This is a genomic window from Massilia sp. UYP34 (assembly GCF_056279385.1).
Genome location: NZ_JBWBRF010000002.1, coordinates 493,374 through 505,950, shown reverse-complemented (window position 1 = coordinate 505,950; position 12,577 = coordinate 493,374). Strand labels below are relative to the sequence as shown.

14 protein-coding genes and 1 pseudogene are annotated in these 12,577 nt (G+C 67.7%); 3 read left to right on the top strand and 12 right to left on the bottom strand.

What is annotated here, in order from left to right; translation table 11 throughout:
* Window positions 1-63 precede the first annotated feature (63 nt).
* On the bottom strand, window positions 64-921 hold the full coding sequence (locus ACZ9AQ_RS05605; RefSeq protein ID WP_429202115.1) for a hypothetical protein: 858 nt from the start codon (window positions 919-921) through the stop codon (window positions 64-66).
* 247 nt (window positions 922-1,168) lie between these two features.
* Here ACZ9AQ_RS05605 and ACZ9AQ_RS05600 point away from each other — a divergent pair, with 247 nt between their 5' ends.
* Complete coding sequence (locus ACZ9AQ_RS05600) at window positions 1,169-2,236, top strand: AI-2E family transporter (protein ID WP_429202117.1); 1,068 nt, start codon at window positions 1,169-1,171, stop codon at window positions 2,234-2,236.
* A gap of 91 nt (window positions 2,237-2,327) precedes the next feature.
* Here ACZ9AQ_RS05600 and ACZ9AQ_RS05595 read toward each other — a convergent pair whose 3' ends face one another.
* From ACZ9AQ_RS05595 to ACZ9AQ_RS05565, 7 genes and pseudogenes are all read right to left on the bottom strand, one after another.
* A complete protein-coding gene (locus ACZ9AQ_RS05595) occupies window positions 2,328-2,543 on the bottom strand; it encodes a hypothetical protein (protein ID WP_429202118.1) in 216 nt (71 codons plus the stop codon).
* Between the two features lie 178 nt (window positions 2,544-2,721).
* Window positions 2,722-2,946: pseudogene (locus ACZ9AQ_RS05590) on the bottom strand (CpaF family protein); the annotation flags it as partial.
* A gap of 34 nt (window positions 2,947-2,980) precedes the next feature.
* Entirely contained in the window at window positions 2,981-3,556 is a 576-nt protein-coding gene (locus tag ACZ9AQ_RS05585) for a prepilin peptidase (RefSeq protein ID WP_429202120.1), read from the bottom strand.
* An 88-nt stretch (window positions 3,557-3,644) separates the two neighbouring features.
* Window positions 3,645-3,818, bottom strand: a complete 174-nt coding sequence (locus tag ACZ9AQ_RS05580; protein ID WP_429202122.1) for a Flp family type IVb pilin — start codon at window positions 3,816-3,818, stop codon at window positions 3,645-3,647.
* A gap of 35 nt (window positions 3,819-3,853) precedes the next feature.
* Window positions 3,854-4,000 (bottom strand): hypothetical protein, encoded by a 147-nt coding sequence (locus tag ACZ9AQ_RS05575; protein ID WP_429202124.1) that lies wholly within the window; start codon window positions 3,998-4,000, stop codon window positions 3,854-3,856.
* Window positions 4,001-4,222: 222 nt separating this feature from the next.
* Complete coding sequence (locus ACZ9AQ_RS05570; protein WP_429202126.1) at window positions 4,223-4,876, bottom strand: response regulator; 654 nt, start codon at window positions 4,874-4,876, stop codon at window positions 4,223-4,225.
* A gap of 24 nt (window positions 4,877-4,900) precedes the next feature.
* The gene (locus ACZ9AQ_RS05565; protein WP_429202128.1) at window positions 4,901-6,622 is read right to left on the bottom strand and encodes a sensor histidine kinase; all 1,722 of its coding nucleotides are present in this window, start codon (window positions 6,620-6,622) and stop codon (window positions 4,901-4,903) included.
* 164 nt (window positions 6,623-6,786) lie between these two features.
* Here ACZ9AQ_RS05565 and ACZ9AQ_RS05560 point away from each other — a divergent pair, with 164 nt between their 5' ends.
* Window positions 6,787-7,008 (top strand): TadE/TadG family type IV pilus assembly protein, encoded by a 222-nt coding sequence (locus tag ACZ9AQ_RS05560; RefSeq protein ID WP_429202130.1) that lies wholly within the window; start codon window positions 6,787-6,789, stop codon window positions 7,006-7,008.
* Here the strand turns inward: ACZ9AQ_RS05560 and ACZ9AQ_RS05555 are convergent.
* The 4 genes from ACZ9AQ_RS05555 to ACZ9AQ_RS05540 form a co-directional block, all read right to left on the bottom strand.
* Window positions 7,005-7,256 carry a hypothetical protein gene (locus ACZ9AQ_RS05555; RefSeq protein WP_429202132.1) on the bottom strand — a complete coding sequence of 84 codons (252 nt, stop codon included), beginning with the start codon at window positions 7,254-7,256 and terminating at the stop codon, window positions 7,005-7,007. The two genes, ACZ9AQ_RS05560 and ACZ9AQ_RS05555, sit on opposite strands and share 4 nt — an antisense overlap.
* A 113-nt stretch (window positions 7,257-7,369) precedes the next feature.
* Complete coding sequence (locus ACZ9AQ_RS05550; protein WP_429202134.1) at window positions 7,370-9,691, bottom strand: xanthine dehydrogenase family protein molybdopterin-binding subunit; 2,322 nt, start codon at window positions 9,689-9,691, stop codon at window positions 7,370-7,372.
* Between the two features lie 11 nt (window positions 9,692-9,702).
* Window positions 9,703-10,689 (bottom strand): FAD binding domain-containing protein, encoded by a 987-nt coding sequence (locus ACZ9AQ_RS05545; RefSeq protein WP_429202136.1) that lies wholly within the window; start codon window positions 10,687-10,689, stop codon window positions 9,703-9,705.
* Window positions 10,686-11,225, bottom strand: coding sequence for a 2Fe-2S iron-sulfur cluster-binding protein (locus ACZ9AQ_RS05540; protein ID WP_429202138.1), 540 nt, complete (start codon window positions 11,223-11,225; stop codon window positions 10,686-10,688). Before ACZ9AQ_RS05540 ends, ACZ9AQ_RS05545 begins: the two co-directional genes overlap by 4 nt.
* A gap of 633 nt (window positions 11,226-11,858) precedes the next feature.
* Here ACZ9AQ_RS05540 and ACZ9AQ_RS05535 point away from each other — a divergent pair.
* Window positions 11,859-12,548 (top strand): trimeric intracellular cation channel family protein, encoded by a 690-nt coding sequence (locus ACZ9AQ_RS05535; RefSeq protein ID WP_429202140.1) that lies wholly within the window; start codon window positions 11,859-11,861, stop codon window positions 12,546-12,548.
* Window positions 12,549-12,577: the final 29 nt, after the last annotated feature.

Here is a 12,577-nt window from a genome sequence, read left to right as displayed (position 1 = left end):
TATGTATTATGACCGGAAGCAATTGAGCGTGCAGTCCAAGAGGAATCGCGTGCGCCTCGCCGGTCAGAAACGGACCTTGACGAAGGCCGATGGGCCCTTCAGTTTCAGGTCCAGGTCGGCGGTGCGGTCGCCGTTGCGGTGCAGGTCGATCTTCTGGACGGTGTAGTCGAGCACCAGGCCGACGTTCTGGTGCGGGAACCATTCGACGCCGACCGCGCCGTTCCAGATATGGCCTTCGACCGTGCCGCCATTCTTCTTGATGCCCGAGGCCTCGGCGTAGAAGCGCCATTGCTCGTTCAGCGCGTGGCGCCATGCCAGCTCGACGGTTGGCGCCCAGACGCTGTCGCTGCCCGAGGCCGAACCGCTCCACGAATAATTCTCGACCGGATTCGAGGCGCTCAGGTTGGCATCGACCGAGCCCGAGACCTTGGCGCGCAGGTAGGCCGCGCCCAGGCCGACCCCGAAGGCGTTCCTTTCCTTGCCCATCCACCATTTATAGGCGAAGCGGGCCATTTCGAGGCGCAGGTCGGCTTCGGCGCTGATGGTGCCGCTGACCGGCCGGCCTTCGTAGACGGTATCGCCGCTGGCGCTGCCGGCCCAGTCTTCATCGAAGCGGAAGTAGTCGAACGACAGGCCATGCCTGTCGCCGATCAGCATCTCGGCCTTCACGCGCGGCAGGGTGACGTCGTCGATCTTTTCGTCGGGCGTATCGACGCGGCCATAACGGGTGTCGCCGCCCAGGTGGATCGTCGGCTCGGCATGGAAGGCGCCGGCCGAGATGCTCATGCGGTCGAGGGCCGGCGACTGCTGGGCCTGGGCCATGCCGGCGCTTGCCGCACCCAGCACGATGGCGCACTTCAGGGCCAGGGCGAGTGTGGTGGGAATGGTGGACAATGTGAAGCGCGGCGCGATGCGGGACATGGGTTCTCCGATAAAGAATGATATTCAATTGCCCGCCAGACCATGTCTAAGCGTAGCGACATTCATTATCGCAAGATGGCATTTGAGCAATGCGCACGATTGATGACTTTGTGGTCAACAAGCGACAATTTACTAAAAGTAGAAACATATGTTAGCTGGCGTACCGCGCCATGCAAAAGGCAGCCGTGGTCGCAACGCCATGGTTTATCATCAGGAAACATTAACCATTTCGCCTTGCGCCTCACCGATGAAGCAATTCACGCTGCCCCAGAACTCCTTCCTCCTGTTACTGGCGATCGTGACGATCGCGTTCTTCTGGGTGCTGCTACCCTATTCCGGGGCCGTGTTCTGGGGCGTGGTGTTCGCCATCCTGTTCGCGCCGCTGCAATCGCGGCTGCTGCGCGCGACCAAGGGGCGGCCGACGGCCGCCGCCCTGCTCTCGCTGCTGGTGATCGTCCTGATGGTGCTGTTGCCGCTGGCCGTGATCACCTCGTCGCTGATCAATGAAGTCACCGCCATCTACGCGCGCCTGAGCGCAGGCCAGCTCGATGTCGCCTCGTACTTCAACCTCGTGGTCGGTGCACTGCCGGACTGGGCGATCTCACTGCTCGAGCGGTTCGACCTGACGAACCTGGCTTCGCTGCAGGAAAAAATCACCGAAGGCGCGGCCCAGATCAGCCAGGCCACGGCGCAATACGCGCTCAATATCGGCCGCAACACGCTCGATTTCGTGATCAGCATGGCCATCATGCTGTATCTGCTGTTCTTCCTGCTGCGCGACGGCCGCATCCTGGCGGCGCGCATCCAGCGCGCAGTCCCCTTGTCGAGCGAGTACAAGGGTCGCCTGTTCCAGAACTTCACCACGGTGATCCGCGCCACGGTCAAGGGCAATGTGCTGGTGGCGATGGCCCAGGGCGCGCTGGGCGGCCTGATCTTCTGGGCGCTGGACGTCAGCGGCGCGCTGCTGTGGGGCGTGGTGATGGCGTTCCTGTCGCTGCTGCCGGCGGTCGGCGCGGCCCTGGTGTGGGCGCCGGTGGCGGTGTACTTCCTGGCTACCGGCGACATCTGGCAAGGCGTCGTGCTGGCCGCCTATGGCGTGCTGGTGATCGGGCTGGTGGACAATATCCTGCGCCCGATCCTGGTCGGCAAGGACACCAAGTTGCCGGACTACGTGATCCTGCTCTCGACCCTGGGCGGCATGGCCCTGTTCGGCCTGAACGGTTTCGTGATCGGGCCGGTGATCGCGGCGCTGTTCATCGCGGCCTGGGATCTGTTCTCGCGGGCCGATGAATTTCACGAGCCGCCGGAGGACTAGTCGCACAGCCCGTTCTGCCGGGCAAGGCAGCGTGCGCCAAGCAAAACGCCCTGCTCGAAGCAGGGCGTCTGTTCGTGGCGCGGCGCGCCGGTTACTTCTGCTGTGCGTGCGCTTCCAGGCGGCGGGCGACTGCCGGCGAGATGGCGTCCGCGCCGCGGGTCATGCGGTACAGCGCCCAGACGTCGCCGGCGTCGGCGCTGCGCGGGACGGCGACTGGCGCCGCCTTTGCACGCAGGAAGTTGGTGAGGGTTGCGGCGACGGCCGACAACTGGGCTGCAAAGCTGGGGCGAAGCGACAGGGTGGACATGATCTTCTCTTTCGTGTGTGAACTGGTATGACTCCAGTATGCGCCCACTGAGATAGAAATCAAATTGCGATCCATGATGATCGCCATTCACAAACCATCTATCTCATCGACCGCCAGTCATACTGATCCTGTATGACCGCTATCGCCCTATGACCCGCCGCTACCGCCTTGCCAGGGCAATCAGGCCAGCAATCTTGTCAATGATCTTCGTCAGCTGGGCGTCGTCGGTGAAGGTGACGTCGGTCCGTTCCAGCTTGCTGCGGCGCTCGACCCAGTCCTGCTTGTGGGTGTTGACCAGGATGTCCGACACGCTCGGGTCGGCAAGCAGACGCTCCAGCGGGCCAAAGCCCACCATCTCGTTCTGGCTGTTGCGCGTCAGCGTCGTGCGCCCGGCGTCGTTGATGACGAGGCCAGGGGGGCGTTGCTTGTGGTTTGGCTCACAGCGGCAGTTCCCCGTGCGCACGGGTCCACAGCACGCAGCCGATGGCGGCGGCCGCGATCGCCACCGCGTACGGCAGGCGGCCGCTGGCTGCCTCCGGCGGCGCGGGCGGGGCGGCGGTGCGGCCGGCCAGCGCGGAAAAGACGGCCCGCATGACCATCTGCCAGGCATTTCCGGCCAGGCGCCGCAGGCTGCCCTTCCAGGCGGCGAAGGCCGCCGCCAGCAGGCCGCCGGCGAGCAGCGTGACCAGGCCGACGGTCAGGGTCTGGCCGGCGCCGACGAACGCGCCCACCATCGCCAGCAGCTTGACGTCGCCGGCGCCCATCAGGCGCAGCGCATACATCGGCAGCAGCAGCGCCAGGCCCAGTCCCCAGCCGCCCAGCGACTGCAGCAGGCCCAGGCCACCGACCTGCGGACCGAACAAACCCGGCCCCGCCGGCAGCAGCGCGTGCAGCGCGAACGCCGCCAGCATGCCGGGGAACATGACGGCATTCGGGATGCGGCGCGCGCGCACGTCGTGCCAGACGGCGGCGCCGAGCAGCGCAAGCAGCAGCATGAGTGGCAGCGTCGTCATGTTCGACTCCGGTCGAAAAAAAATCCGGCAGCGGAAAGACCGTGCCGGATCGGGGCCGCCGTCGGGCGGTGGGATGTCTCAGGGCTTGCTACTTGATCTTTGCCGCCAGGGCGTTGAACAGGACGCTGATGTTGCTGCCCAGCAGAGTGATCACCGCGATGATGACGCCGGCGATCAGCGCGGCGATCAGCGCGGCGATCAGCGCGTACTCGATCGCCGTGACGCCATCCTCTTCCTTGATCAGGTTGGCGATGAAGTTCATGGTCGTGCCTTTCGTTGATATGAATAAGTCGGGCTTCATGCGATCGTCCACACGGCCATCGCCGCGATGAAGCAGACGACTGCGAGCAGGACGCTCAGGACCAGGTACGACATTGCCGGGCTGCTGTTTCTTTCGTAGTTGTGCTCCGGATTGTCTTCCCGCGTGGGTTCCATGTCGTCCACGTTCGCTCCTGTCCTGTTGCCGCCATGCCGCGTGAAACGGTACGCGGCGCACGGGTCGAATCTTACGGATCGGCGGTTCTGGCGCCATCCGTCAAAACTACCTTTTCGCGGGGGACTTGTTGCCACGGCGGTCTGGGACAAATGTCCCAGACGCCATGTGGAGAGGATCGCCAGGCAGGCTGGAGAAGTGAGCGGCGCCCGGGAGCGCGCCGGCGGGGAGGGTCAGGACAGTCCGTGCCTGGTGGCGTAGACGTAGAGTTCGAGGCGGTTCGCCACGTCCAGCTTCTGGTAGATGGTGGTCAGGTGGTTGCGCAGCGTGCGCTCCGAGATGAAGGCGCGCTCGGCCAGGTCCTTGTTCAGGGCGCCCTTGCCCTGCACGATCATGCCGATCACCTCACGCTCGCGCGCAGTGAGCGAGGCGATGCGCTGCGCCTCCGGATCGGCCTTCGGCGCTGGCGCCACCAGCTGGCCCAGCAGGACCTGCATCAGCGTCTGGTCGAGCCACAGCTCGCCGCCATGCACCTTGCGCACGGCGGCCAGCACGTCCTCGGTCGGCGCCTCCTTGCTGACCACGCCGCGCGCGCCGGCCTTGACCGCCGCCGCCAGCGTCGCCTGGTCGCGATTGGCGCTCAGGATGACGACCCTGGTGGTTCCGTTCTGGATCAGCGTCGGCAGGAAATCGATCGAGCAGGTCCCCTTCAGGTCGAGGTCGAGCAGCACGATGTCGGGCTTGAACTCGGCGCACAAGGCCCTGGCCTCGATGCCGTCGCTGGCGCTGCCGACCAGCTGGAAGGCATCGCCCTCGGCCTGGATCAGGCGCTCCAGTCCCCACAACATGGTTTTATGGTCATCGACCAATAAGATACGAATGGTCATGTTTCTCCTTGCAACTTTGCGTGTTCAGATCGGTATGTGGATGCGCAGCAGGGTCTGGCGGCCGTCGGCTTCCATCTCCAGTTTGCCACCCAGGCCCTGGACCCGTTCGGCGATCGAGCTCGGCACGAAGGCCGCGGCGGCCTTTCCGCCCACGGCTGTCGGATTGACAATATCGATGGCGAGCGTACCGCCCTTCGCTTCCACCACCACGCCGGCCGTGCGCGCCCGCGTGTGCTTGCAAATATTGCTGATGCCTTCGGTGACGATCTGGAACACTTCGGCCGCCATGCGGTCCTGGATGGGGCTGTCGGCATGCATTTCCAGCATCACATCCAGGCCATAGAAGGTCTCGACCTGGTGCAACTGGCGCCGCAGCGCGATCAGCAGTTCCGGTTCTTCCTGGCGCCCGCTGCGAAAACGCTGGGCGAAGTCGCGCATGTCACCGATCACGCCCGAGCACATTGCCAGCAAGCGATCCAGCTCCGGCGCGACCGCGCTGTCGTCACCGGCCTGGTTGCGGATCGCGGCCACCGCGTGGCGCAGGCCGATATACGGCTGGATTGTGCTGTCGTGCAAGTCGCGGGCGATGGTCTGGCGCTCGCGGAACGCCGCTTCCGACGCCAGCCGGTCGAGCAGGTCGATGGTTTCGATGACCGGGAATGCCTGTTGCACGATGTGCTTCAGGAAACTGGCGTCGCTGCGCTTGAGCCGCGCGCCGGTGACGATGATGCGACCGCTGCCCTTGCGCAGCGGCAGCGCGGCGCTGATGAACCCCTCGGCATCGAGCAGGTCGGCGACATGGCGGCAGGCGTGGGGGTCGGCCTGGCGCCACTCGCGCGTGTCCTTGCCCTGGTTCAGCGCCGTGGCGCGACCCAGCGCGAACAGGCCGAGGTAGCGCGGCGGCGCCTGGTACAGGCTGGCGTCGTCCTCGAGCCTGAGGAGCGGCGCGATGTCGGCCGCATCCGGCCGGCTGCGGCTGATCGCACGCCCGCTTTTCGGATGGTGAGCCGTGCTCATGACCCAGCGCTCGTGGCTGTCCTGCATCAGCAGCACGCAGCTGTCGGCGCCGTAGAAGCGCAGGATCTTTTCCATCAAGGAGTCGAGGGTGTGCTGCACCCCGAAGCGCGGATTGGACAGGCGGCTCACGTCGCGCAGCAGCGCCAGGCGTCGGCGCTGGTCGACCGCCAGTCCGCCCCAGAACGCGACCATATAGCCGAGCGCCAGCATGAAGGTCGCGCGCAGCAGCAGGATGTGCAGCGACGCCAGGCCTTGCGCCGCCGCCACCGACAGCGCCACCACGGCGACCGAACCGAGAGTGAGCTTGGCGCCGGCGTCGAAGCCGTGGCGGAACGAAGCGGCCAGGATGGCGAAGAAGAAAAACGGGAAGAAAGGGCTGGCGCTGCCGCCGCTGGCCCAGACGAACAGGCCGTACCAGGCGATGTCGATCCAGTACACCAGCGGACCATGCGAAAAGCCGGCGCGGTAACCGGCGAGCGCCAGCAGGGTCAGGCTGTGGAGGACATAGGCGGCGAACACGGCCCAGGTCCATGCGCCCGGGGCCGTCATGCCGCCCGGCCCGATGAACAAGGTGAGCAGCGCCGACACGGCCAGCAGCCCGCGCATGCCGAACACCATCCAGACCTCGGCGTCGGCGTTGGCCACGCGCTGCTCGGCGCTCGACTGGCGCGTGCGCGCGCGACCCGTTGAACGAAGAAAGGAAGGGACGATGCTTGCTAGCCAATTCATGTTGTGCGGCGCCGACGGAGGCGTTGAATCCTTTCTAAAACCGATGCGGGAAATGTTTTTTTCCCTATAGAATCCCGAAGCTTACCGCATGACTGGTCAACCCTTCCGTAAAATGTCCTGAATTACGATGTATCCGCCGTCAGTCCGACGCCACGATCGTCGCGATGGCGATCGCCGCACCGGTGTTCCTGCTGGTGGTCGCGATCATCGAGTTCAGCACGGTGTTCCTTGCCACCCTCACGCTGCAGCATGCCGTGCACGAGGGCTCCCGCTTTGCCATCACGGGCGACAGCGCAGCGTCGCAACAGGCAGCCGGCTGCGCGACGAGACCGTCGTCGCCAATGCGCGACAACGCGCCCGGCATCGTCGAGCGCAACGACATCTAGCCATGCCCCAACTTGAAGCGCGGAAAACTGTCACGACTGTAGCGAAAATCCGCGCATGTGAGCGCGGCCTTGCGGCGGTCGAGCTTGCTGATTAGCGCCTCCACGTTCGGCGAGAATGCCCTGCCCGCCTTCGGAGCCGACCTGTGTTCCATGCGCGTGGTCGGATAGGCGCCCGACTCTTTACCGGCAGCGCGGCGCCGGGCCATCATCGACGTCGAGGCGGACGCGAAGACGCCGGTGTCGATCATGCAGCGATGGGCCTCGGGTCGCTGATCCCGGTGGCCTGGCCTGCGCCATCCTGCGCACCCCGAGATCGGCGCCGGGACGCCCGGCAAGCGTCCCGGGCGCCCTCACCGCCCGATCACATCAGCTTGTCGAGTGTGATCGGCAACTCCCGCACCCGCTTGCCGCAGGCATTGTAGATCGCGTTGGCGATCGCCGCCGCGGTGCCGGTGATGCCGATCTCGCCGATGCCGCGCATGCCGGCCGGCGCATGCGGATCGGGAATGTCGAGCCACATCACCTCGATCGGCGGCACGTCGAGATGGGCCGGCACGTGATAGTCCGACAGGCTCGGATTGGCGATGCGGCCATTGCGCTCGTCGAAATGCGTCTCTTCCATCAGCGCCGCGCCCAGGCCCATGATCATCCCGCCCCGGAGCTGGCTGGCGGCCGTCTTGGCATTGAGGATGCGGCCGCAATCGAAGGAGCCCAGCAGGCGCGTCACGCGCGGCTCGCCGGTGACCACGTTGACCCGCGCTTCGCAGAAGATCGCGCCGTACGAGTGCATCGACCAGTGCAGGCTTTCCTGCGACGGCGCCGCCTCGGCCGTCACCTCCACCTCGGCGCGCCCGGCCCTGGCAAGGATGCCGGCATAGCTTTCCCAGCGGCCGGCGTCATCGATCTTGCACAGGCCGCCGCCACGCGCGCGCACCTGCTCGGGCTTCAGGCCCGCCAGCGGCGAATCGCGCCCGGCGAACTTCAGCAGCTCGGCGCACAGCGCCTCGTGCGCGGCCTTGACCGAAGCCGCGATCGCGGCGGTCTGCTGCGAGCCGCCGGCCAGGATCGCCCCCGGCAGCGACGAGTCGCCGTAGTCGAAGCTGACCTTGTCCAAGGGCAGCCCGAGGCGCGCCGCGCACAGCTGGGACTGGGCGGTGGCCGTGCCCATGCCCATCTCGTGCGCGCCGACCGATACCCGGGCGCGGCCGTCGCGGCCCAGGACGATGCGGGCTGCGCCGCCATTCATCCGGTAATAGGGAAACACGGCGCTGGCGCAACCCAGGCCGACCAGCCACTCGCCCTCCTGGCGCATGCGCGGCTTCGCATGGCGTTCCTGCCAGCCGAAGGCCTGGGCCCCGGCGCGGTAGGCCTCGATCAGGTGGCGCGACGAGAACGGCGTGCCCTGCGTCGGGTCCTGGACCGGCTCGTTGCGCCGGCGCAGCAGGATCGGATCGATGCCGAGCAGGTCGGCCAGCTCGTCCACCGCGCACTCCAGGGCGAAAGACCCCACCGACTCGCCCGGCGCGCGCATGGCGGTATTGGCCGCCATGTTCATGTTGACCGTCCGCACCTCGAGCTTGATATTGCGCGCCGCATACAGCGCGCGCGCATTGTGGATGAACGGCTCCGGGAAAGCGTTGTACTCGGTCATGACCGTCGTGCCGGCATGGATCAGGGAGTCGAAGCGGCCGTCGCGGTCGGCGCCGATGGCGACCCGCTGCTCGGTCGGCGCGCGCCCACCGACCACGCGGTAGACGCCCGCGCGCGACAGCATCATGCGCACCGGCCGCCCGGACACTTTCGACGCCGCCGCCGCCAGCAGGTGGTGCTGCCACAACAGCTTGGCGCCGAAGCCGCCGCCCACGAAGGGCGACGTGACCCGCACCTGGTCGTGTCCAATGCCGAACACCTGCGCCAGCGTCCAGGCCGTGCTGGCCACCCCCTGGCTGGCGTCGTGGACCCGCAGGACGTCGCCTTCCCAGACGACGGTCACCGCATGCAGCTCGATCGCATTGTGGTTGTGGCGCGGCGTGCGGTAGACCGCATCGACGCGGTGGGCCGCGGCCATCAGCGCGCCCTCGGCGTCGCCGATGACGTCCTGCAGCGGCTCGCCCTGGAACTGGCCGAGCCTGTCGCCGGCGGCGCGGGCGGCCTCCATCGACGTCAGTGCATCCTCGCTCTCGTAGCGCACCCGCACCAGCGTCGTCGCATGGTCGGCCTGTTCCCGCGTCTCGGCCAGCACCAGGGCGACGGGCTGGCCGTTCCAGTGCACGCGGTCGTCCTGGAATACCGGCAGTGCGTCGCCGCTCGCCCCCATGGGCTCGCGCATCAGCACGGCCGGGGCCCACATCCTGGGTGCGTTGCGGTGACTCAGCACCAGCACGACGCCGGGGGCGGCCTCGGCGTCGGCCGCGTCGATGGCGGCGATGCGCCCCTTGGCCACCGTGCTGTGCACGAGTGCGGCATGGACCATCCGGTCCAGCGCGAACTCGGCGGCGTATTTTGCCTCGCCCTTCACCTTGACCGGGCCGTCCAGGCGCGATACCGGCGCGCCGATCAGCGGATCGTCGCTGGACGTGAGCGGATCGGGCTTGCCGCCGGTGACGTAGCGGTCGGGCGCGAGCGCCACCGCCTTCTGCATGATCGCCTGGCCGGCCTTCTGGATGTTCTGCACGATCTTCATGCTCTAGCTCCTCAGGAATGGGCGGTGGCCAGCCGGTCGAGCACGGCCACCATCGTGCGCTGGGCCAGCGGGATCTTGAACGCGTTGTCGCGCAGGGGCCTGGCGTCGGCCATCTCGGCGCGCGCCGCTGCCTCGAAATGGGCCGCGTCGGCCGGCTGGCCGCGCAGCATCTGCTCCAGCGTCGACGCGCGCCACGGCTTGTGCGCCACCCCGCCCAGCGCCAGCCGCACGTCGCTGACCAGCCCGTCCCGGACCTCGAGCGCGGCCGCCACCGACACCAGCGCGAAGGCGTAGCTGGCGCGGTCGCGCACCTTGCGGTAGGTGGAGTTGGCGCCGAAGGCCAGCGCCGGAATCTCGATCGCCGTGATCAGTTCGCCGCTCTGGAGGACGGTCTCGCGCTCGGGATGGTCTTCGGGCAGCAGGTGAAAGCCGGTGAACGGCACCTGACGCGTCCCGCCCAGGCCCTGCAGGTGGACCACGGCGTCGAGCGCGGCCAGCGCCACGCACATGTCGGACGGATGGGTGGCGATGCAGGCGCTCGAGGCCCCCAGCACCGCATGCATGCGGTGCACGCCCTGGAGCGCGTCGCAGCCCTCGCCCGGATTGCGCTTGTTGCAGTGGGCGCCGTCACGGTCGTAGAAATAGGCGCAGCGGGTGCGCTGCAGGACGTTGCCGGCGACGGTGGCCATATTGCGGATCTGGCCCGAGGCGCCGGACGCGATGGCGCGCGCCAGCAGCGGAAAGCGCGTGCGCACCGTGCGGTGCTCGGCCAGCGCGGTGTTCTTGACCGCCGCGCCGACCAGCAGGCTGCCGTCGGCGCGCTCGTCGATCTGTTGCGACAGGCCGCTGACGTCGACCAACTGCGCCGGCCGCTCGATGGTCTCGCGCATCAGGTCGACCAGGTTGGTGCCGCCGCCGAGATAGCGGCTGCCCGCCGCCGCACCCTTGCGCACGGCGTCCTGCGCGTCGTGCGCGCGGGCAAAGGTGAACGGGTTCATGACGTCTCCCCGGCCGGCGCCCTGGCGTGCGACTGCATATGGTGCTCGGTCACGGCGGCGACGATGCCGTTGTAGGCGCCGCAACGGCACAGGTTGCCGCTCATGCGCTCGCGTACCTCGTCTTCGCTGAACGCGATCGTATCGAGACCGAGGTCTTCGGTGACGTAGCTCGGCACGCCGCGCCGCAGCTCGGCCTCCATGCCCAGCGCCGAGCAGATTTGGCCTGGCGTGCAATAGCCGCACTGAAAACCGTCATGCTCGATGAACGATTGCTGCAGCGCATGCAGCTGTTCGCCGCTGGCCAGCCCCTCGACCGAGGTGATCGCGCGGCCCTGGTATTGCACGGCCAGCGCGAGGCACGACAGGATGCGCTGCTCGCCGTCGAGCAGCACGGTGCAGGCGCCGCAGGCGCCCTGGTCGCAGCCCTTCTTGGTGCCGCTCAGGTGCAGGTGCTCGCGCAGGAAGTCGAGCAGGGAGACGCGCGGATCGGTTGGCAGTGCGACGACGTTTCCGTTGATGGTGATGGTGGTCGACACGGTGAAATCTCCTTCTCGGGTGGCGGGCGCGGGCCCGCCAGGTCATGCATGCAATCATGCGGGGAAGTGACCGTATGTGCTCCGACAACGAGTACCAAGTCTAGAGTCAGCCGTGCCGAAAAGGCGCACGCTTGCGGGTCAGGATGGCGGTTCGGAGGATCGTGCAGTGCGCGGATGCGCACCCGGAGCGGCCGAGCTGATCGAGACGGCCACGGGGTCGCTGGCAGGGAAGGATTCGGCAAGCGCTTCGTCGAGCGCCTCTTCCAGGTGTGGGTCTGGCCCCCCTTGCACCTCGCCGCTCGTTTGCCGGAGGGGTGCTTCCTCGCGCTGCTTCACCCCGGGGCTGGATATGTTCATCTGTTGGCTCCCATGCGATGCGGCCGCCCGACGGCGCCCGCCTTGTTTCAAGGTCGTGCAGTGCGGGCGGCGGCGCCAGCACGGAATCCATCCTGCCCCGGCATCCCGCCCGGCGTCAAGCAGCCGCATCCGCGCGGGCGCCATGCCCGAGCGGCAGGCCGCGCTCGTCCATGCGCCGGCGCACAGCCAAGGGCGGGCGTGGATGGACGCGGATGGGCACGCACCGGCGCCGTGCTATAGAATCCGCATCCTCCCTTTCATGTTCAGAGGTACGCCTTGTTCCCCGTTTCCGCCCTCGACATGGGCGCCGCCATGAAGACCCTGGTGCTGACGCTCGACCTGGTCGGCACCTTCGTGTTCGCCCTGAGCGGCGCCACCGCCGGCGTGCGGCGCCACCTCGACCTGTTCGGCGTGCTGGTGCTGTCGTTCGTCGCCGCCACCTCGGGCGGCATCGTGCGCGACCTCTTGATCGGCGCCACGCCGCCGGCCGCCTTCACCGACTGGCGCTATCTTGGCGTGTCGCTGCTGGCCGGGGTGGCGATCTTCTTCTGGTCGCCCGCCCTGCACCGCCTGCGCCACCCGGTGCTGGTATTCGACGGCGCCGGCCTGGCCCTGTTCTGCGTCGCCGGCGCCCAGAAGGCGCTGGTGTTCGGCCTGGAGCCGGTGATGGCGGCGCTGCTCGGCATGTTGACGGGGATCGGGGGCGGCGTCGCGCGCGACGTCCTGCTGTCGAACGTGCCGGCCGTGTTCAGGTCGGACATCTACGCCGTCGCCGCCCTGGCCGGGGCCAGCGTGGTGGTGGCCGGCGACGCCCTGGGCCTGCCCAGCACCCCGACGGCGCTGGCCGGCGCGGCGCTGTGCTTCGGCCTGCGCCTGGCGGCCATCCGCTACGGCTGGCACTTGCCGACGGCGCGCGCGCAGGAACAGGCCGAGGGCGATCAGGAAGCCGGCCGCGACGGCCGTTAGGAGCCTGTCCCACCTACCGGGGTAGGCTC